Here is an 18,959-nt window from a genome sequence, read left to right on the forward strand (position 1 = left end):
TGCTCAGGAGCCGGCCCGGAGCCGCGAGAAGAACGGCGCCGACCGTACGCCGGAGCCGCCGCGCTGCCACCACCGGCCTTCCTCGCGGGTTTCCGGCGCCGGCGTCCCTTCGCGCACCTCGCGCCGCAGCGCGGCCAGCATGTTGCGCGCCCCCGCGATGAACAACGGGTCGCCGATCAGCCTCTTGGCGGCCAGCGCCTTCCGGCAGGTACGCAGCGCCGCCTCCGGCCGCCCCTGAGCCCGCTCGGCGAGGGCGCGCGCGTACAGCACGGTCGAGTGGAGCCAGAAGTCCCCGTCGGAATGCCGGCACTCCCACGCGCGGCGGGCCGCCGCCTCCGCCCGGTCGCCGTCGACCGCCGCGAGGGCGATGGCCAGCAGCGCCCCACTGTGGGCTGGCCCTGGGCCGAACCACGGATCCTTCGACGTGTGCCGGGCCGCTTCCTCCAGGCATGCCACCGCCGCCCCGGCGTCCTCCCGATACAGCGCCAGCACGCCGTGCGCATGCGCGATACGGGCCAGCCCGTCGGAGTCCGCATGCATCACGGCCGCCGCCCACGCCCGCTCCAGCAGGGCCTCCGCCGCACCGGGCGCATGCTCCTGCGCCGCGAGCCAGCCCGCCAGCCACAGTGCGCGGGCCCGTAGCGCGGTGTCGTCCCGGGAGAGCAGCAGCAGCCGGTCGAGGTGCGCCCGCCCTTCGTGGCGGAAGCCGCACGCCGCCCACCGGAACCACAAGGAGACCGCGATCTCCAGTGCGATGAGGGCGTCGTCCGGGTCCTGCGGGGGCCGGGTCAGCGCCGCGTCGAGGTTGTGCTGCTCGTCCTCGACCAGACGCACCGCGATCTGCTGGTCCGTGCCCTGCCAGGCGATCTGAGCCTCGGCCGCGAGCGCCGCGCACGCCTGCCGGAAGCGGCGCAGCGCCGAGGACTCCTCGCCCGCTTCGCGCAGCCGGGTCCGGCCGAAGTCCCGGGCGCCGCGCGGGAGTCGGTAGCGCGGCGGCAGGGCTGCCCCGGTGTCCGCCGGAGCGCTGCCCGCCTCTCGTACGCGTTCCAGGACGGACGCCAGCCGGAGCCGCTCCAGCGCGGCGTCCACCTCGGCCGCAGGAACGTCACTGCTCGCACAAACGCACCCCGCGAGCCAGGGATCGAAGTCCCCGGGCAGCACCGAGAGCCGCGCCCACACCCGCCGGTCGACGGGGGAGCAGAGGGCGTAGCCGGCGGCGTGCGCCGCGTAGAGCGAGGTGTGCCGGGCGGTCGGCGCCGGACCCGACCAGAACAGCGGGCCGTCCGCGCCCGCCCGGGCCGCGAGTTGCGACAGCGGCATCCGGTCCAACTGCTGGGCGGCCAGCTCGATCGCCAGCGGCGAACCCTCCAGCGCCTCGCAGACGGCGACGAGCAACTCCGGGGCCGCGGGCCCGGTACGCGCCGCCAGCAGTTCCACCGCCGGCCCGGCGATTCCTTCGCCCAGTGTCACCGGGAGCGGCCCGATGTCGACGACGCACTCGGCGGCCGGCCCCAGTGGACGGCGCGCCGTCGCCACGATCCGCAGCGCCGGCTCGGCCCGCAGCAGCCGCCGCACCAGCCGCGCGCACTCGTCGAGCAGCGGGTCGCAGTCGTCCAGCAGCAGCGTGGCCCGGCTGCGTACGCAGTGTGCGGCGAGCGCGGCGACGGCCGTGTCCGTCGACCGGGTGCCACCGCCGGCGGGGGTCTCCGCGTCGCCGGCGGGCGCGGGTGTCTCGGAGCGTGCCGCGTCGTACGGCGGGAGCTGGGGCGAGCGTCGGGCGGCGGCCCGCTCGGTGTCCCTGAGGACGGAGTCCAGGCCCGCAGCCCGGACGAGAGCGCCGGTGAGGCCGCCCGCCATCAGACCGCCCTCCGTCAGGCCGTCCCAGCAGCCGACCCGGATGACCGTGCCGCCGTGCCGTGCGGTGTGTTCGTCCAGGACGGCACGGGCCAGGACGCTCTTGCCCACCCCCGCGGCTCCGGTGAGCGTGATCAGTGGGGAGCCGGCCAGCAGCCCGGACACCTGCTCGTGCTCAACGGCCCGTCCCACCACGCCGGACAGCGGCCCGCGGTCGGCCCACGCGCTCATCGGTCATTCCCGTCCGCGGCAGGGTGCCGCGCCTTCCCATTGGAGGACCCACGATGCCAGAACCGACCGCCGGGCAAACAGCGGGTACACCTATCGATTGGGGGAAACGGGCCCGGCGCTTTTGACAGGCGTTCGGCGCGGTCCTCGCCGACCGGGCGTCCTTGGGGCGGTCCGCGTGCGGAACCGGCGGGACGCCGCAGGTGGGGGCCGGTGCGGGGCATCGAGCGGATCATCTTATGGTGGTGTCTTTCGTCCGGTATCGGGGTGGTGGTGTGTGCTGCCCGCGGCCGGGCCGGAGGACCCGAGGAGAACGTCCCGATGAAGTGCCTGCGCGTCGGTGCCGCGGTGAGTGTGATCGCCGTGGGACTCCTGGCCGGTTGCGGGAGCCAGGGCACGGACGTGGTGGACGCGTCGCGGGTGCCGCGGCTGCGGACGCAGGTCGCGGACGGCGCCAACGGGGCGCTCCGGGTGGTGCCGCCCCGCGGCCCGCGCTCCGCCTTCATCCCGTACCGCGCGACCGGGGACGACGGCACACGGGTCGTCAAGACGACCTGGCACGGCCGCAAGTCCGGTTTCACCGGCGACATCTGGGCCTGGCTGCCGCCGCAGTACCACCAGCCCGAGTACGCCAAGAGCGGTTTCCCGGTGCTGATCGCGCTCCCGGGGGCCTGGGGCTATCCGTCCAACTACTGGGCCGATGCGCCCTTCGCGCTGGAGGAGCGGATCGCCGAGTGGTCGAAGCAGGGCAAGACGCTGCCGTTCATCGTCGTGATGCCGGTGCTCAATCCCGGCAAGACGTACTACGACGGCAGTGACATACCGGGGCAGCCGAAGATGGGCAGCTGGCTGACCGAGGATGTGCCGGATTTCGCCCGCGCCAACTTCCGTACCTACGACGACCGTGACGGCTGGGCCTTCATGGGCTCGTCCTCCGGCGGCTTCGCCGGGCTGAAAGCGGTGCTCAAGCACCCGCAGAAGTTCAAAGCCGTCATCGCCAACGGGCCCGACACAGCGCCGGATTCGCCGCTGTGGAAGGGGCACCGGGCCGAGATGCGGGCCAACGACCCGCGGTGGCTGGCGCGGCAACTGGCCGCGCGCAAGGGGCCGGAGGTCTATCTGGCCTTCGAGCTCGGGACCGAGGAGGTCGCGGTGCCCGACGTGAAGCGCTTCATCCGCGACTGCACCGGTGGGCCGATCCACTCCACGCTCTTCGAGATACCCGGCGGCGGACACAGCGGCCACACCTACATCCAGCGGATGGCCGACTCGCTGCACTGGATCAGCGAGCAGATGCGGGGACCCGTGCCCGCGCCGTCCGTGTGACGGCCCGGTACCGTACGGGTCCGGCGGCTCCGGCGGTCCCGGCGGGGCACCGTGCCGCCTGTTGCCGGGGCTCGGCCGCTCGCGACAATTGTCCTTCCTCCGGCCAGTGGGCGCGGCCGGGGGTTTTCGGTGTGCCCGGTGGAAGGAGTGCTGTGCGGTATCTGCGGGCTGTCGGCCTGGTGTTGGCGGGGCTGGCTCTGCTGGCGGGGAGCTTCACGGCGGGCAACCACTGGCTGCTGGACCGGGACGCGACCAGCCCGGTGGACGACGTGACCGGCGCCGTGCCGCGTGCCGAGGTCGCCCGGTCGATCTCGGGGCATCTGTCGCTCCCGGTGATTCCCCGCGGCCCGCGTTCGGTCGACTGCGCAAGGGATCTGCGTGCCGTGAAGGGGGCGCGGATCCGCTGCACCGCCCACTACTTGCGGGGAACCGACCGCGATATGACCGTACGGGTCGTCCGGGTCGGCGGCGGCGAGATCACCTACGTCCACGACGCACCGCACGGCTGAGACGCGGTGGCCGCGCCGCCGTTCCGGGTGGCCGGCCGTGGTGTTCGCCGAGGCGTCAAAGATCGCGTTGCGGTGCGCGATGGTCGGTACTTCACGAGCGGCCCCGGGTTTCGCAACAGCGTCCAATGGCCCCAAATGGAACCAATGTTGAATCCCCGTCAGGGTCGTATCAGAGAAGATCGGCATGGACACGGCGTGTCGCCTTGATGCTAAGATCATCCCGCTTGCCAGCGGCGGTAAACACCTGCTATGGCAAGACGGAAATTCCGCGCATTGGCCTGAGAAACAGCCACTTGGGGAGAGGTATGCCATTAGCCGGGCCTTCGACGGGCTCTGGGCGGGCGACCCTGCGCGGCCGTTCACGCATGTCTGGAATCGCGAGTGACGTGGAACGCGCCACCCAGGCATTCGATACCCGGTGGCACCGTCGTCCGAAGAGAGTCCTATGACGCCATATTTCCAGGATCCAGCGCTCTGGGGTTTGATCGCTGGTACCCCTGTCGCTGCTGCCGCGATCATTCAGAGCAGGAAGAAGATCGCGGAGCTGCGAAAAGAAAAGGGCGAGCTCAAGCAACGCTACGCCACCCTGGAGGATCACTACGCGGAGGCCGTCGAGGAGGCGAAGGACCGAGCCGAAGAGGCCACGAAAAACACCCTGAAGGCCGCCATGCGGACCCTTCAAGGCCTCGCCAGCGAGCAGCAGTTGGCCATTTCGAAGATGCAGGAAACATATGGTGAACGCCAATTCCTGCAAGACCTCCTCGACATCGACCATATGAACTCGCAGTTCGCGCGGCGGGCCCAGTCCATCGCGGTGCTCTGCGACGGATGGCTGGGCCGGCGGCGCACCGCGGCCTCGCTCTACGACGTGGTCCGCAGCGCGAAGGGCCGTATCCGCCACTTCACGCGCGTCGAGATCCGTTCGCAGAGCAACTTCGCCATCGTGAGCCGTGCCGTGGAACCGGTCGCCCTCACCCTTGCCGAGCTGCTGGACAACGCCACCAGCTATTCGGCGCCGGAAACGATGATTGAGATCAATATTCGTCCGGTGCCGAAGGGCGTCTGTATCGTCGTCGACGACGCGGGTGTCGGCATGAACGAGGAAGAGAAGGCCAAGGCCGCCGAGTTGCTGTCCGGCGAGGGCTCACGAGGTGTGTCCAGCCTCGGCAATCCGCCGCAGTTCGGATTCACCGTCATCGGCGTGCTCGCCGCCCGCTACGGCTTCAGTGTCTCCGTGGATTCCACATCGCCCTACGGCGGCGTCCGCGCGGTCGTCCTGCTCCCCGACGATCTGCTGACGTCCCTGCACGAGCCCGAGGAGAGCCCTGCCGTGGCCGTGTCCGCCCCGATGCCGCCCGAGGAGAACCCTTCCGGGTACCCGGCTCCCGCTCGCGCTCCCGCTCCTGCGCCCACTCCCGCGCCCGCCGCCCCCGCGACCACGGCCGGCGGTCTGCCCAAGCGCCGCCGGCGCGGCGCCATTTCCATCGTGCCGGCCGAAACGGAGCGCGCCCAAGACCCGGCCCGCGACAGCGCCAGGACCGCGTCCGCCATGGGCGCATTCCAGCGGGGGACGCAGTCGGGCCGTCGTTCGACCAATGCAAGCAGTGAAGGGCATGAGGCTCAGTGAACTACGATCTGTCGTGGATGCTTGACAGTGCTCTGGAAGTGCCCGAAGCGCAGCACGCCATTCTCGTCTCCGCGGACGGGCTTCTTATGGCCCGCTCGAAGGATGTCGGCCGGGACCACGCCGACACCGTCGCCGCCGCGATGAGCGGAATGCAGTCGTTGAGCCGTACGGTCGCCGACTTCTGCCGGAGCAGTGGAAACCGTCCGCACTGGCGTCAGACGCTGGTCGAATTCGACCACGGTTGGGTCTTCCTCATCTCGGCCGGCGAAGGCGCCTACCTCGCCGTTTCGGCTTCCCCGGACGTCGACATGGCGGAGATCAGCTTCCGGATGCAGCAGCTTGTCGGACAGCTCGGCAAGGCGCTGACCGCCCCGCCTCGTGAGAGGGCTGATATCCAACCATGACGCCCTCGGACGAACCGGAGCTGGAACACGAAGCCGCGGAATTAGTACGGCCGTATGTCATCACCAACGGCCGCGAACTTCCAGATGACAGTGACCTCTCACTGATCACGCTGGTCACAGTGCACCAGAACCCCCCAAGGACCAAACCGCTCGACCCGGAGAAGCTCCGCGTTATGGAGCTGTGTTCGGGAGGTTTTCTTTCGGTCGCCGAGATCGCCGGACACACACGGCTGCCCGTGGGTGTCGCCAAGATTCTGGTGTCCGACCTCACCGAGGAGGGACACCTCTGTACTCGTGCGCCCATACCGAGCGCCCAGCTCGTCGACAGGCAAATCCTTGAGGAGGTGCTGAATGGGCTCCAGGCTCGCTTTGGATGACGGCGTCTACCTGCGCAATTCGGTGCAGACCGCGGCGAAGATCCTTGTGGTCGGGCATTTTGCCGTGGGCAAGACGACGTTCATCGGGACCATGTCCGAGATTCCCCCGCTGCGTACCGAAGAGGTCATGACGCAGGCCGGCGCCGGAATCGACGACCTGAAAGGGGTCCCCGGCAAGACCACGACAACGGTCGCCATGGACTTCGGCCGTCTCACCCTCAGTGAAAAACTGGTCCTTTACCTGTTCGGAACGCCCGGTCAGCAGCGCTTCGTTCAGGTGTGGGAGGACATGACCCGCGGCGCGCTCGGCGCGCTGGTGTTGGTCGATCCCGAGCGCCTCGCCGACTCCTTCCCCGTCATGGACCTGGTGGAGCAGTACGGAATTCCGTATGCCATCGGCGTGAACCGGTTCGACGGGACGCCCGCCCACTCGGTCGAAGAGATCCGCGAGGCACTGGACCTGCTCCCCGAGACGCCCGTCGTCACCTGCGATGTGCGCGACCAGCGGTCGTCGGCGGATTCACTGATCGTCCTCGTCCGTTATCTTCAGTCCCGCCTCAACTAGGAGTTCAGGCATGCAATCCCACTCGGAATTCCAGGGTCCGCCACCGGGCTGCCCGGCACACACCGGCGGCGAGGGCGTCCCCCTGCACGGACCCGAATTTGCCGCTGCCCCCGAGGCTTTCTACGAGCATTTGCGGCAGCACGGTCCCAGCGCGCCCGTCGAGCTGGCTCCCGGTGTGCAGGCCACGCTTGTCACGGATTACGCGGCGGCGCTTCGTGTGCTGCAGAATCCCGATACGTTCGCGCGGGATCCCCGCAGGTGGCGGGCCTTGAACGAGGGCCAGGTCCCGCTGGACAGCCCCGTCCTGCCCATGATGATGTACCGGCCGAACAGCTTGTTCTCCGATGGTGCCGTCCATCTGAGGCTGCGCCAGGCGGTGACGGACAGCCTGGCCCGGATCGATATGCATCGGATGGGCCGGCATGTCGACCGCGTCGCGTCGTATCTGATCGAGCAGTTCAGCAGCCGGGGCAAGGCGGATCTGGTATCCGACTTCGCGCAGTGGCTGCCGCTGCTGGTGTTCAACGACCTCTTCGGCTGCCCGGCCGAAATCGGTGACCGGCTGGTTTTCGGGTTCTCCGGCATTTTCGACGGTGTCGACGCGGAGAAGGCGAACGAGGTCCTGACGGAGTCGATTTTCGAGTTGGTAGCGTTGAAGCGGGCCAATCCCGGCGACGACGTCACCTCATGGCTGATGCAGCATCAGGCCCAGTTGTCCGACGAGGAAATGATCCATCAGCTGATCATGCTCATAGGCGCGGGCGCCGAGCCGATGCAGAACATCATCTCCAGCGCCCTGCGCCTGCTGCTGTGCGACGAGAAGTACGCGGGAGGCCAGCACTCGGCCGGTGTCCTGGTCGACGACGCCATCAACGACGTGCTGTGGAACAGCCCGCCGATCGCCAACTACGCGGTGCACTACCCGGTGTCCGACGTGGAGCTTTCCGGGAACAAGCTGAGCGCGGGCGACCCCGTGATGATCAGCTTCGCGGCCGCCAACACCGACCCGAACCTCTCCGTGGGCCGTCAGACGCTCAGCAAGCGGGCGCATCTCGCCTGGGGAGCCGGCCCGCACGCCTGCCCGGCCAAGGACCCGGCCCTGCTGATCTCCGTGCAGGCGATCGAAAAGCTCCTCAACGTTCTGCCGGACATCGAGCTGGGCGTGCCCGAGGAGAGCCTGACCTGGCGGCCGGGCCCGTTCCACCGGTCGCTCAACGCACTGCCTGCCCGATTCACCCCGGTGCGCAGCGAGTACCGGGGCGCCGTTCCCACTGCCGGAGGTGAACAGGCGGCCGGGAATGCCCCGGTTCAGGGCGGAAATAGCAAGTCCCGGAAGAGTAGTTGGTGGAGTGGGTTCCTCAACTGGTGGAAGGTGTGACGTTCACAACAACGTCGATCACGCATTCTTCGTATGAATGTTCAGGCGCAGGGGTAGATAGGGGTGTCGCGGCTTATTTGATCTTCTAAAGGAGTCACTGTGGAGCCCGCACTGGCTTCCCCAACCATTGATCGGCGTGCTGTGGTTTCGCTTTTCTCTCGCCTTCGTACGGCGAGCGGTCAGGCGAATCCGTTGCCGTTCTATGCGGAACTCAGGTCCATGGGAGACGTGGTTCCGGCTCCGTGGGGCGGGTACCTGATCACCTCTTACGGCCTGTGTGACCAGGTGTTGAGGGATCGAGCTTGGCAGGTACCCGACAGCGGATGGCGGGCTCGACAGGGTGATGGAACGCGGTGGGGCGCGCGTTCCTCACGCGAAATGAGCAGAACGATGCCGGCGCTCAACGGAATGCAGCACACCCGGGTGCGCCGGTCCGTGGGGAATATGTTCGACCGGAATACCCTTCCTGTCCTGAGAGTTTCGATCGAGAAAACGGTGGAGAAACTCCTCGACCGGCTCACCGGTGAATTGCGCGACGGCGAGGCCGATTTCAGCTCGATTGTCAGCGAAGAACTGCCTATGAGCGCAATCGGTGGATGGCTCCAACTGCCGCCCGCCGACTACCCGTTGCTGCGATCACTCGCCCACGATCAGGTGTTCACCCAGGAGTTGCTCCCCTCGGCAAGCCAGCTCGCCCGCTCCGACGCGGCGACCGAGCAACTGGAGGCGTACTTCAGGAGGCTGGTGCAGGAGCGCCGCAGAGCGCCCGGCGACGACCCGGTGTCCGCCTGGCTCCGGACCTGGGACGGACTCGAATCCGACCAGGAGGCGGCCGACGAGGCCGTCTATCTGCTCGCGCTCCTGGTCTTCCTGGCCGCGCCGGAGACCACCGCGACGCTGCTGTCCACCATGGTGTGGCTGCTCCTGGAACATCCACTCCAGCTGGGATGGCTGCGTGCGCATCCGCAACACATACCGGACGCGGTCGAGGAGGTGCTGCGCTACGACTCCCCGAACCAGGTGATCAGCCGGATCGCCACCGCCGACACCACCCTCGCCGGAGTGCCCATCGAGAAGGACCGGATGGTGCATCTCATGGTCGGCGCCGCCAATCACGACCCGGCCCACCACCTCGATCCGCATATTTTCGATGTCCGCCGCAAGGCCAGCCATCTGAGCTTCAGCGGCGGAATCCACTACTGCTTGGGCGCGCAGCTGGCGCGTCTGGAAGCGACGACACTGCTGACCGGGCTGCTCAGACGCCTGCCCGGTCTCCGTGTCAGTGCCGCCCCGGTCTGGGCGCCACGTGTGGGCTTCCGACGCATCATGGAACTGCGGGTGGCCAGATCCTGACGAGCCGTCAGGAAGGCGGCGCAGGCAAAGAGAAACGAGGAACAACGAACACCGTGGTCGAAGACTTCAAGGCGCTCCACGTCATACCCGAGGGGCCCGTCCTCAAAGTACAGCTGAACAGCCCCGAGACCGGAAACGCCATCTCCGGCCTGCTCCTCGACGAACTCCTGGCCGTGCTGGGCGCGTTGCAGGACGAGTCCGGAGTTCGCGTGTTGATTCTCTCCGGGGCGGGTGACGACTTCAGTCTGGGCGGCGACCGGAGGGAGTTCTCCGAGATCCTGGCCGCCGACTCCGGGGGAGCGGAACTTCGCGTGCTGGCGGCCAAGGCGCGCCGGGTCTGCGATGCCCTCGCGACCCTCAACGTGGTCACCATCGCCCGGCTGCACGGCGGGGTGATCGGCGCGGGTATGGCCCTCGCGCTGTTCTGCGATCTGCGTGCCGGAGCGGACAACTGCCGCTTCCGTATGCCTGAGCTCGCCCTCGGCATGCCGCCCGCCTGGGGCGGTGCGCTGCCACGGCTGCTCAACGAGACGGGCGCCGCCCGGATCCGCGAGCTGGTGCTGACCGGCGACAGCTTCGACGCGGCCAAGGCCGCCGAGCTGTCCATCCTCCACAAGGTCGTCCCCGAGGAGAAGCTGGACGATGCGATCAGGCTGTGGACCAGGCCGCTGGTCCGCAGGTCACCCGCCGCCCTGCGGACCGCCAAAGTCATGATGAACGCCTACGCGGGCGCCAACCGCCTCGCGGACGCCACCCTCTTCGACGCCGAGTTGATGACCTCCGTACTGGCCGCGGCCGAGTCCGCCAGGCGCCGCTGACGCTCCCGGCCGTGGTGCGGCCCCGACGCGGAGTGCCGCACCGCAGCGCCCGGCGCGGCACTCCCCTACGGAGCCTCGTCAGTCGATGTCCTTCACGGACTCCCGATGCCGCGCCGCCAGCTCCAGATACATCGCGGCATTCAACCGGATCACCTCGCGCTCCTCATCGGTCAGCTCCCGCTTGACCTTCGCCGGAACCCCGGCGACCAGCGAACCGGGCGGCACCCGCATGCCCTGCGGGACCAGTGCCTGCGCGGCGACCAGCGAGCCTGCGCCGATGTGGGCACCGTTCAGGACCGTGGCGCCCATGCCGACCAGGACATCGTCCTCGACGGTGCAGCCGTGGAGCACCGCGTTGTGGCCCACGGAGACCCGTTCGCCGACGGTCACCGGGAAGCCCGGATCCACATGGACCGTGCAGTTGTCCTGAATGTTGCTGTCGGCGCCGAGGACGATGGGGCCGCAGTCGGCGCGCAGGACCGCGTGGTACCAGACACTCGAACCGGCCGCCATGGTGACGTCACCGAGCACGACCGACGTGGGGGCGGTGAACGCCGCCGGATCGATCGTCGGCTCGTCGCCGCCCACCTGTGAAATCAACGCCCGTCCTGCCATCGTCCGCTCTCCTTCTCAGATCCGTGCCGCGCCCCTGAGCACCGTAGACGACGCCCGCGCGGACGGTGGGCGGCCGGGGAGGCCGGGGGTGGGGCGAAGATCACAGCGCAGCGTGCGGCCGGTCGCCCGGCACGCTGAGTACGGTGTGCGGGTGCCGATAAACCAGAACGTGTTCTCGTCTGTCGCGGCCTGGCGGCGCCGGGCCGTGTCCCGCGCCGTGCACCGCGGCGCGCGCTGGGTGAGAGAGGCCGCGGCCGTCACGGCCGAGTGCCCCGGCCCGTACCGCTTCCGCCGTATCGGCCACGGCGCCCGGCTCGCCTATCCGCAGGGCACCGTCTTCGGCGACCCGTGGATCGAGATCGGCGACTACTGCATCATCGCCCAGGACGTGACGCTGACGGCGGGCATGATGCCCGATCTCGATCTCGGCTCGGAACCCATCCTCACGCTGGGCAACGGTGTGGTGCTGGGCCGCGGCAGCCATGTGATCGCCGATGTCCGGCTGACGATCGGCGACGACTGCTTCTTCGGACCCGGCGTCTACATCACCACCACCAACCACAGTTACGACGATCCCGAGGTGCCGGTGGGGAAGCAGTGGCCGCGCACCGACCCGGTCTCGATCGGCCCCGGCAGCTGGATCGGTACGGGGGCGGTCATCCTGCCCGGCGCGCGGCTGGGCAGGAACGTCGTCGTCGCGGCCGGCGCGGTGGTGCGGGGTGAGGTCCCCGATCACGCCGTGGTCGCCGGCGCGCCCGCCAAGATCGTCCGCCGCTGGGACCCGGAGGCGGGCTGGCAGCCGCCGCTGCGCACGCCGGCGCCGGTGCCGATTCCTGAGGGCGTCAGCCCGGAGCAGCTGGTCGCGCTGGGGGAGTGGGAGGACGGGGCGGCGACGGAGCCGGCGGACGCCACCTGAGCGCCGGCTGATGCAGCGTTAGCTGTCGGCTGTCGGCTGTCGGCTGTCGGCTGTCGGGCCTGAGCCATTGCCGTCAGCCGCCGGACGCGAGCAGGACCGTGCCGACCAGGGCGAGCGAGGCGCCCGCCGTCTGTATCGCGCGCATCCGCTCCTTGAGGACGCCCAGTGCGGCGACCGCGGTGACCACGGGGTAGAGCGTGGCGAGCACCGCAGCCATGGTGACCGGGCCGTTCTGGGCCGCGATGGCGTAGGTGCCGTTGGCCGCGACGTCCGCCACACCGATGAAGCCGAGCGCGGGCAGCGAGCCGCGCAGCGCCGCGAACCCGCCCTCGGGCAGTGCCGGTGTACCCCGCCGCACCGTCGCGTACAGGGCGGCGCCGCCGACCGCGACATTGCACACCCGCTGTACGAACAGGGCGAGAAAGAGCCCGGTCACGGTCGTGGACGCGTTCGCGATCAGGGTCATCACCGCGCCGAAGCCGAGCGCCGAGATCACCGTGAGGACGATCGTCTGGCGGGCCACCGACGCGCCGCCGACCCGCGGTCCGGCGGCCAGCAGCACACCGATCACGGCGACGACCATCCCCGCGGCCTGTCCGAGTCCGGGCCGCTCACCTGCGACGATGGCGACGCTGAGCGGTACCAGGACGGTGCCGATCGCGGTGAGCGGTGAGATCACGCCCATCGGTCCGAGGGCCAGGGCGCGGTAGAAGCAGAGCATCGCGGCGGGCCCCACGATGCCGGCCGCGACCGCGAACCACAGCTGCGGACCGGCTTCCCGCCAGCCACCGGTGATCACCACGATGCCGCCCAGCACCACGGCGGCCAGTGTCTGCGAGACGACCACCACGGTCAGCGCGTGCAGACGTCGGGTGAGCAGTCCCCCGCCGAAGTCGGCGAGCCCCCAGAGGAGGCTGGTGGCCAGGGCGAAGACCGCAGTCATGGTGAAACCTCGCAGTACAGTGAGCTGGACGCTGAAGTGCACCACACCGTAGTACAAGAAAATCGACTACGGAATTGAATATATTGAACCGCTGAGAAGCGCCGACTTGGACGGACCCGTGACGGACCTCGACCAGCTCACCCAGTCGCTCGCACGCAACCTCAAACGCTGGCGCACCGAACGCGGCTACACCCTCGACGCCCTCGCCGCCCGCGCCGGCGTCAGCCGCGGCATGATCATCCAGATCGAGCAGGCCCGTACGAACCCGAGCGTGGGCACCACCGTCAAGATCGCCGACGCGCTCGGCGTCAGCATCACCACGCTGCTGGATTACGAACAGGGCCCCCAGGTACGTGTCGTGGCCCCGGGCGAGGCCGTCCGGATGTGGTCCACCGACGCCGGCAGCCACACCTCGCTGCTGGTGGGGGCCGAGGCCCCCGGGCCGTTCGAGATGTGGGACTGGCGGCTGATGCCCGGCGACGAAAGCAGCTCCGATCCGCATCCGCCCGGCACCGTCGAGCTCCTCCACGTACGCGCCGGCACGCTGACACTGCTCGTCGACGGGGAGGAGCACACGGTGCCCGCGGGCGCCTCGGCGACCTTCGAGGCCAAGGTCGCCCACTGCTACCGCAACGACGGTACGGAACCGGTCGAGATGACCATGTCGGTGATCATCCCGCTTGGCCGCTGAGACGGCCGAACGCACGGGTGGCTGCGCCTGTTAGCTTGTCGCCATGCCCGTGCCCATGGATGCCTTCGACGATGTCCGGCCCGCCGCCGAGTGCCTGGACCTGCTGACCGAGCCCGTCGCCGCCGCCATCCGCGGCTGGCACGGATCCGTACCGGTCGAGGAACTCCGTTACGTCGACACGGACCCGGCGATCGCGGACACCGAACTCCTCGTCGAGCACTACGGGGCCTGGCTGCTCCAGCAGTCCGCGAACTGCGTCGTGGTGGCCGGCAAGCGCGGCGGTGAGGTCACCCTGGCCGCATGTCTGGTCCTCTCGCACACCCGGGTCGACGTCAACGGTGTGGTCCGCCGCCAACTGGGCGCCCGCAAGGCGTCGTTCGCGCCGATGGACACCGCGGTCGGCGACAGCGGCATGGAATACGGCGGCATCACACCGATCGGACTGCCCACCGCCTGGCCGATCCTCGTGGACTCCGCCGTCGCCGACACCCCGTACGCGCTGATCGGCAGCGGTGGCCGCCGCGGAAAGCTCATCGTGCCGGGCAAGGCGCTGGCCGAACTGCCGGGAGCCACAGTGCTGGAGGGGCTGGGCGTCGGCTAGGCCCCTCGGTGGCGCACGGCTCCCTAGGTGGCCGGCGTGGCCCGCGCGGTCGCCTGTGCGCGGGACCGTAGATCCAGCGACAGGGGCGTGGAGTGCTCGGCGAAGCCCAGGCTTCGGTACAGCGGCTCGGCGTCGTCCGTCGCATGCAGATCGACCCGGCTGACGCCTCGCTCGGCAAACCAGGCCAACAGCGCCTCCGTCGTGGCGCGCGCATAGCCGCGGCCCCGATAGCGCGGATCCGTACAGACATTGAAGACGAACGCGAACAGCCCCGACGGGTGTCCCGGGGCCGGCAGCCGCTCCTCGATCCGCCCGACCGCGCAGGCCGCCAGGTGCGGAGCACCGGCCTCGTCGCCGTCCACCACGAACCCGCACAGCGGTGCGTCCGGCCCGGCCAGCTGCCGGCGCGCCACCGCCTCCGCGGTCCGTTCCCAACTCCCCGGCTCGTCCCGTCCGTTCATCGCCAGGAACATCAGACGGCGCAGCCGGACGAGCTCGGCGGCATCCTCGGGGAGAGCGACACGTGGCGAGATCATGCACGGAAGCTAACGCAGTCGGCGCTCAGCCCAAACGGGGTATCTCAATGGCCGGACAACGGTCCATCACCATGTCGAGGCCGGACTCGCGCACCCGGTCCCAGGCCCGCTCGTCGACCACACCGAGCTGGAACCACACGGCCTTCGCCCCGGCCACCACCGCCTCGTCGGCGACCCCGCCCGCCAGATCGCTGTTGACGAACACATCGACCACATCGACCGGGAACGGTATCTCCGCCAGCGAGGCATAGCCCTTCTCGCCGTGCACCGTCTCGGCCTTCGGGTGCACCGGCACGATCCGCTTGCCGTACCGCTGCAGTACGTCGGCCACGCCGTGCGCCGCCCGCCGCTCGTTGTTGGACAGGCCCACCACCGCCCAGGTGTCGCCGAGCTCGGTGAGAATCCTGCGGATCGTCCTGGGGTCGCCGTACACGCGCTGCCTCCCGCGGATGGAGAAGGGTCCTGAGCTGATCAAGGGGCTGATCGAGGAGCTGACCAAGGAGCTGATCAAGGTCCTGTGCCGGTCGAAGATCCCTTGTCGGTCACAGGTCCTGTGTCGATCAACGGATCCGGCCCTCCGGAGATTCCCGCCATCAGCAGAAACCTGAGCAGAAAACCTGAGGAGCCGACCCCGGGCAGGGGCCCGCATCCGCGCGGGTACGCAGACGCCCCGCCCGAAGGGGAAGACGGGCGGGGCGGGTCCGTGTGCCGACGGGTCAGTTCGCTCCGCCGACCACCCCGCTGCCTGCCATACCGGCCCCGATGACCGGGCCGTCGCCGATGACGGTGCCGTCACCCGCGGTACGGGCCGGCTTGCCGATCGGCACCGGCTCGACGCCGGCGGCCCCGGTGCCCGGACGCAGCGCCTCCGGAGCGGCCGGTTCCAGGGCCTCGTCCGTCTGCTCCGCCGCCGCGGTGCCGACGGCGGCCAGCGCCGCGCGCAGCGGCTTGGTCTCCACCAGCATGCTCACCGGGCCGGTCGGGTTCAGATACAGGGCATGCCCCGGCGGCAGCTGCTCGACGAGCTCGGCCACCGGCCGCCGGTCGTACAGCAGCCGGCCCACGGATTCGAGGTAGACCGGGGAGGTGTAGACGGGGATCACCGGCGTGCCCTCGGGGGACGCCGCGGCGAGCGGTGTCCCGGTCGTGCTGACCAGGACGGATACCTCGGCGCGCGCCAGCGCCTCGTGTACGTCCTGCGCCGGCCCGTAGCCGGTCGCGGCGAGCTGCATCGCCTTGTCGACCGCGTCGGCCGGGTCCGACCAGTCCAGCATCTGCGGGGACGGCCGGTACTCCGGGTTGTCCCGCCACTCCTCGATCTCGCCGGTGGGGCCCGACCGCCACTGGCCGATCAACGCCCAGAGCGGCGGTGGCCCGTCGCCCGACCAGGTCAGATCCACCATTGCCAGCCAGTGGTCGGGCGCGTTCCGTGCTGCCTCGATGACCTCCGGGGGCGGCTCGGGCATATCCGAACCGGTCACGGGTGCGCCCGCCGTCATCGCCGACTGTGTGCTGTTGTCCATGAAGCCTCCGCCAACCCGCCGTTCCGTTCCTGAGTACACGAGTCGGCCCCGGAAACACGAGGCCCTCGCCCTGGGCTCACACTGCCCACGGCCGGCCCGCACGTCTGCCCGACGCACCGTAGGGGCCCCGCGAGTACGCCGCGTGGCCGTGCCGGCTGCGCCCGTACGGCGGACACCGCAGCGCGGCGCTGACCCCCGGAGAGGGCGTGTCGGTGTGTCCGGTGGGGCCGCATAGGCTGGTGCGATGCAGGACCAGTACCGGACTCTCGCGCACGAGGGTGTCCACGAGATAGAGATCAACAAGTCCCGCTTCATCTGCGCGCTCGCGCCCGTCGCGACCGAGACCGAGGCCCAGGACTTCATCGCGCGCATCCGCAAGGAGCACCCCACCGCCCGCCACCACTGCTTCGCGTACGTCATCGGCGCGGACGGCGGTGTCCAGAAGGCCAGCGACGACGGCGAGCCGGGCGGCACCGCGGGCGTACCGATGCTGCAGATGCTGGTGCGCCGCGAGGTGCGCTATGTCGTGGCCGTGGTCACGCGGTACTTCGGCGGTGTGAAGTTGGGCGCAGGCGGTCTGATCCGTGCCTACGGGGGCGTCGTCGGGGAGGCGCTGGACGCGCTCGGCACCGTCACCAGGCAGCGCTTCCGGCTGGTCACGGTCACCGTCGACCACCAGCGGGCGGGCCGGGTGGAGAACGATCTGCGCACCACGGGGCGGGCGGTGCGCGAGGTGACCTACGGGGCCGACGTACGCATCGAGGTCGGGCTGCCGGAGGCCGATCTGGACGCCTTCCGCGCCTGGCTGGCCGATGCGACAGCCGGTACCGCGGGGCTGGAGCTGGGCGGCGAGGCATACGGGGACGTGTGACGCACGGCCCGGAGGGTCCCTGAGGGAAATATCGTGCCGCGCCTTCCGTGAACGTCGGTCATACCGTCGGCGTCACACCGGGCCGCCCGTTCGTCAGTTGCGCTGTTCGTCGAGGAATTCTCGGACCATTGAATTCTGGCTATGGCAGTTCAGTTTCGACAGCAGGCTTCGGTAATATTCCTCTACGCAGAATGCAGGAGACCGGCCGAGCATTTCCGGGACATTGCGCACCCAAGGAATCGCCTCGTCCACGTCGCCGGCAGAGGTGTGCGCCATCGCAATGTGTATGCTGCCGAAAGCCAGGTCGCGGTCCCCCATATTTTCAGCAGCGGTGGCGGTGTCGAAGACGGGCAGCAGATAGTCCAGGCCCTTGTCCGCTTTTCCGAGGTAGACATAGGCGTTGCCGGCCTGGAAAAGCAGCATCTCGGTGGTCAGCCAGTCTGTCCAGCAGGGGTCGTCGTCGTGCCGAATGGTCGTGTCGATGGTGAGCGCCGTGTCGATCTGACGTGCCGTGGCGTCCGCATCGCCCTGCAGCGCGCTGGCTGCGGCGGCGGTGATGGCGATGAGCGCTGACATGCGGCGACTGGGGCGCGTGGACGCACACAGACGCTCGGCTGCGTCGAGGAGCAGATGCGTGCCGGCGAGGTCCCGCAGTTCGAGCTTCTGCTTCGCGGTCTGGATCATTGCACACGCTCCGACCTGCGGATCCCCAGCCGCGGCAGCGGTGCGCAGTTCGGCGAGGAAGGCCGACTGGGCGCGCAGGTGGTCGCCTGCTTCGAAGGCGAGCCATCCGCTGAAGCCGGCGGCGCTCGCGGCGAGGGACAGTAGCCGGGCTCTGGTGGCCTGGTCGCAGGAGGAATTGCGCGCCAGATCCGCAACCATCCGCAACCCGGCGTCCGCCGAAGGCCGAACCGCCTGAGCGCCGAGCTGGGTGTAGAGATGGTGCAGTTCCCGGTGATTCTGCTCCAGCACATCGACCGTTGAGCCGTCGATGCGGCGGCCGCTGGAAGCGGGCAACCCGTGGTGCTCGGCTGCCGCGTCGCGCCAGGACGAGACCAGGTCGGCGACGCCGTTTTCTGAGGACAAGGCGTCGTAGCGGTGTTTCACCGCCCTGGCCGCGGGTCGCGCGATGCGGTCCAGTGCCTGGAGCGCCTCCGCGCCGGTCCACGGAGCGGTGAGCAGACCGGAGTGGCCGGTTGCGGCGTAGAGCCAGTCGGGCCAGCCGGTGCGGAGCACCTCCGAGCGCGGTACATCGTGCAGATGCGCCATGGCGAGCTGCGCGCTGGTTTCGGGGGTGACTTTGCCGGATTCCCAGCGCGCGACTTTCTCCCGGCGGGCTGCCATGGAGCCGAAGCCGAGTTCGGCATGGGTTTTGGCGATCAGCTGTGCATACGCGCCGTGTGACAAACCGCTCTGCTCGCGCAGCAGCGCAAGGGGATGGCGAATGGCGTGGTGAGTGTCCATGCTGTGATGCCTCACTGCAGTACGGGCGCACGCTGCTGGGCGCCCTGGTTTCCGCGGTGGGGTAGTTCTGAAAGGGCAGTCTTCGGACGGCGGATTTTCCGGCGCGGCCGAAGAGGCTGCGGACTGGGCCACGGGAGTCCGGGCTAAGGGAGTTTCACCCGTGCCTTCCCAAGGCCATGAGCTGTGCGGTCTCGTCGCTGAGTTGCGGCTCTCTTCGCACCAGGCGAAGTGCGTTCATGAGACACATTCGACGAAGTGGATGTCAAGGTGAGGTGGATCTTCTCACTGCGGGTCGGGCGCGGTGCTGTGGCCTGCTGCGAAGGCGTCGCTTGGGGTGTCGGGCGGCTGCCCGGACCTCCG

General features: G+C 69.4%; 20 protein-coding genes. 13 read left to right on the plus strand and 7 right to left on the minus strand.

The window, feature by feature from the left end; translation table 11 throughout:
- Nucleotides 1-3: 3 nt before the first annotated feature.
- The gene (locus FCH28_RS03690) at nt 4-2,085 is read right to left on the minus strand and encodes an ATP-binding protein (RefSeq protein WP_136738156.1); all 2,082 of its coding nucleotides are present in this window, start codon (nt 2,083-2,085) and stop codon (nt 4-6) included.
- A 318-nt stretch (nt 2,086-2,403) separates the two neighbouring features.
- Between FCH28_RS03690 and FCH28_RS03695 the strand changes: the two genes are divergently transcribed.
- The 9 genes from FCH28_RS03695 (at nt 2,404) to FCH28_RS03735 (ending at nt 10,439) form a co-directional block, all read left to right on the plus strand.
- Nucleotides 2,404-3,408: an alpha/beta hydrolase gene (locus tag FCH28_RS03695; protein WP_136738157.1), complete on the plus strand. Its 1,005-nt coding sequence runs from the start codon at nt 2,404-2,406 to the stop codon at nt 3,406-3,408.
- Between the two features lie 152 nt (nt 3,409-3,560).
- On the plus strand, nt 3,561-3,917 hold the full coding sequence (locus tag FCH28_RS03700) for a DUF4333 domain-containing protein (protein WP_136738158.1): 357 nt from the start codon (nt 3,561-3,563) through the stop codon (nt 3,915-3,917).
- Between the two features lie 445 nt (nt 3,918-4,362).
- Nucleotides 4,363-5,544 carry an ATP-binding protein gene (locus FCH28_RS03705; protein WP_136738159.1) on the plus strand — a complete coding sequence of 394 codons (1,182 nt, stop codon included), beginning with the start codon at nt 4,363-4,365 and terminating at the stop codon, nt 5,542-5,544.
- Complete coding sequence (locus tag FCH28_RS03710; protein ID WP_136738160.1) at nt 5,541-5,948, plus strand: roadblock/LC7 domain-containing protein; 408 nt, start codon at nt 5,541-5,543, stop codon at nt 5,946-5,948. Before FCH28_RS03705 ends, FCH28_RS03710 begins: the two co-directional genes overlap by 4 nt.
- Nucleotides 5,945-6,325, plus strand: a complete 381-nt coding sequence (locus tag FCH28_RS03715; protein WP_136738161.1) for a DUF742 domain-containing protein — start codon at nt 5,945-5,947, stop codon at nt 6,323-6,325. The genes FCH28_RS03710 and FCH28_RS03715 overlap by 4 nt, the downstream gene beginning before the upstream one ends.
- On the plus strand, nt 6,300-6,890 hold the full coding sequence (locus FCH28_RS03720) for a GTP-binding protein (protein ID WP_136738162.1): 591 nt from the start codon (nt 6,300-6,302) through the stop codon (nt 6,888-6,890). Before FCH28_RS03715 ends, FCH28_RS03720 begins: the two co-directional genes overlap by 26 nt.
- A 10-nt stretch (nt 6,891-6,900) precedes the next feature.
- On the plus strand, nt 6,901-8,268 hold the full coding sequence (locus tag FCH28_RS03725) for a cytochrome P450 (RefSeq protein WP_136738163.1): 1,368 nt from the start codon (nt 6,901-6,903) through the stop codon (nt 8,266-8,268).
- 579 nt (nt 8,269-8,847) lie between these two features.
- Complete coding sequence (locus FCH28_RS39835; protein ID WP_342781562.1) at nt 8,848-9,621, plus strand: cytochrome P450; 774 nt, start codon at nt 8,848-8,850, stop codon at nt 9,619-9,621.
- Nucleotides 9,622-9,674: 53 nt separating this feature from the next.
- Nucleotides 9,675-10,439: an enoyl-CoA hydratase/isomerase family protein gene (locus tag FCH28_RS03735; RefSeq protein WP_136738165.1), complete on the plus strand. Its 765-nt coding sequence runs from the start codon at nt 9,675-9,677 to the stop codon at nt 10,437-10,439.
- A 78-nt stretch (nt 10,440-10,517) separates the two neighbouring features.
- Here the strand turns inward: FCH28_RS03735 and FCH28_RS03740 are convergent, their stop codons facing one another.
- Nucleotides 10,518-11,054 carry a gamma carbonic anhydrase family protein gene (locus FCH28_RS03740; protein ID WP_136738166.1) on the minus strand — a complete coding sequence of 179 codons (537 nt, stop codon included), beginning with the start codon at nt 11,052-11,054 and terminating at the stop codon, nt 10,518-10,520.
- A gap of 145 nt (nt 11,055-11,199) precedes the next feature.
- Here FCH28_RS03740 and FCH28_RS03745 point away from each other — a divergent pair, with 145 nt between their 5' ends.
- Nucleotides 11,200-11,970 carry an acyltransferase gene (locus FCH28_RS03745; RefSeq protein WP_169314046.1) on the plus strand — a complete coding sequence of 257 codons (771 nt, stop codon included), beginning with the start codon at nt 11,200-11,202 and terminating at the stop codon, nt 11,968-11,970.
- A gap of 73 nt (nt 11,971-12,043) precedes the next feature.
- Here FCH28_RS03745 and FCH28_RS03750 read toward each other — a convergent pair whose 3' ends face one another.
- Nucleotides 12,044-12,913 (minus strand): EamA family transporter, encoded by an 870-nt coding sequence (locus tag FCH28_RS03750; RefSeq protein ID WP_136738168.1) that lies wholly within the window; start codon nt 12,911-12,913, stop codon nt 12,044-12,046.
- A gap of 118 nt (nt 12,914-13,031) precedes the next feature.
- On the opposite strand from FCH28_RS03750, the gene FCH28_RS03755 reads away from it, so the two are divergent.
- Together FCH28_RS03755 and FCH28_RS03760 are read left to right on the plus strand one after the other, a co-directional pair.
- On the plus strand, nt 13,032-13,604 hold the full coding sequence (locus FCH28_RS03755; protein ID WP_136738364.1) for a helix-turn-helix domain-containing protein: 573 nt from the start codon (nt 13,032-13,034) through the stop codon (nt 13,602-13,604).
- Nucleotides 13,605-13,647: 43 nt separating this feature from the next.
- Complete coding sequence (locus tag FCH28_RS03760; protein ID WP_136738169.1) at nt 13,648-14,205, plus strand: YbaK/EbsC family protein; 558 nt, start codon at nt 13,648-13,650, stop codon at nt 14,203-14,205.
- Between the two features lie 23 nt (nt 14,206-14,228).
- Here the strand turns inward: FCH28_RS03760 and FCH28_RS03765 are convergent, their stop codons facing one another.
- From FCH28_RS03765 to FCH28_RS03775, 3 genes are all read right to left on the minus strand, one after another.
- Nucleotides 14,229-14,741, minus strand: coding sequence for a GNAT family N-acetyltransferase (locus tag FCH28_RS03765; protein ID WP_136738170.1), 513 nt, complete (start codon nt 14,739-14,741; stop codon nt 14,229-14,231).
- Between the two features lie 25 nt (nt 14,742-14,766).
- Nucleotides 14,767-15,174 carry a CoA-binding protein gene (locus FCH28_RS03770; protein ID WP_136738171.1) on the minus strand — a complete coding sequence of 136 codons (408 nt, stop codon included), beginning with the start codon at nt 15,172-15,174 and terminating at the stop codon, nt 14,767-14,769.
- 283 nt (nt 15,175-15,457) lie between these two features.
- The gene (locus tag FCH28_RS03775; RefSeq protein WP_136738172.1) at nt 15,458-16,264 is read right to left on the minus strand and encodes a type VII secretion system-associated protein; all 807 of its coding nucleotides are present in this window, start codon (nt 16,262-16,264) and stop codon (nt 15,458-15,460) included.
- Between the two features lie 244 nt (nt 16,265-16,508).
- Here FCH28_RS03775 and FCH28_RS03780 point away from each other — a divergent pair, with 244 nt between their 5' ends.
- Nucleotides 16,509-17,135 carry a YigZ family protein gene (locus FCH28_RS03780; RefSeq protein ID WP_136738173.1) on the plus strand — a complete coding sequence of 209 codons (627 nt, stop codon included), beginning with the start codon at nt 16,509-16,511 and terminating at the stop codon, nt 17,133-17,135.
- A 93-nt stretch (nt 17,136-17,228) separates the two neighbouring features.
- On the opposite strand, the gene FCH28_RS03785 is transcribed toward FCH28_RS03780, so the two are convergent.
- On the minus strand, nt 17,229-18,599 hold the full coding sequence (locus tag FCH28_RS03785; protein WP_136738174.1) for an NsdA family TPR-like regulatory protein: 1,371 nt from the start codon (nt 18,597-18,599) through the stop codon (nt 17,229-17,231).
- Nucleotides 18,600-18,959: the final 360 nt, after the last annotated feature.

The organism is Streptomyces piniterrae, from assembly GCF_005048155.1.
Classification (GTDB): Bacteria; Actinomycetota; Actinomycetes; order Streptomycetales; family Streptomycetaceae; genus Streptomyces; species Streptomyces piniterrae.

Coding starts and splice junctions, on each gene's coding strand:
- FCH28_RS03690 (WP_136738156.1), bottom strand. CDS start 2,085: ATGAGCGCGTGGGCCGACCGCGGGCCGCTGTCCGGCGTGGTGGGACGG.
- FCH28_RS03695 (WP_136738157.1), top strand. CDS start 2,404: ATGAAGTGCCTGCGCGTCGGTGCCGCGGTGAGTGTGATCGCCGTGGGA.
- FCH28_RS03705 (WP_136738159.1), top strand. CDS start 4,363: ATGACGCCATATTTCCAGGATCCAGCGCTCTGGGGTTTGATCGCTGGT.
- FCH28_RS03715 (WP_136738161.1), top strand. CDS start 5,945: ATGACGCCCTCGGACGAACCGGAGCTGGAACACGAAGCCGCGGAATTA.
- FCH28_RS03720 (WP_136738162.1), top strand. CDS start 6,300: ATGGGCTCCAGGCTCGCTTTGGATGACGGCGTCTACCTGCGCAATTCG.
- FCH28_RS03725 (WP_136738163.1), top strand. CDS start 6,901: ATGCAATCCCACTCGGAATTCCAGGGTCCGCCACCGGGCTGCCCGGCA.
- FCH28_RS39835 (WP_342781562.1), top strand. CDS start 8,848: ATGAGCGCAATCGGTGGATGGCTCCAACTGCCGCCCGCCGACTACCCG.
- FCH28_RS03740 (WP_136738166.1), bottom strand. CDS start 11,054: ATGGCAGGACGGGCGTTGATTTCACAGGTGGGCGGCGACGAGCCGACG.
- FCH28_RS03750 (WP_136738168.1), bottom strand. CDS start 12,913: ATGACTGCGGTCTTCGCCCTGGCCACCAGCCTCCTCTGGGGGCTCGCC.
- FCH28_RS03760 (WP_136738169.1), top strand. CDS start 13,648: ATGCCCGTGCCCATGGATGCCTTCGACGATGTCCGGCCCGCCGCCGAG.
- FCH28_RS03765 (WP_136738170.1), bottom strand. CDS start 14,741: ATGATCTCGCCACGTGTCGCTCTCCCCGAGGATGCCGCCGAGCTCGTC.
- FCH28_RS03775 (WP_136738172.1), bottom strand. CDS start 16,264: ATGGACAACAGCACACAGTCGGCGATGACGGCGGGCGCACCCGTGACC.
- FCH28_RS03780 (WP_136738173.1), top strand. CDS start 16,509: ATGCAGGACCAGTACCGGACTCTCGCGCACGAGGGTGTCCACGAGATA.
- FCH28_RS03785 (WP_136738174.1), bottom strand. CDS start 18,599: ATGGACACTCACCACGCCATTCGCCATCCCCTTGCGCTGCTGCGCGAG.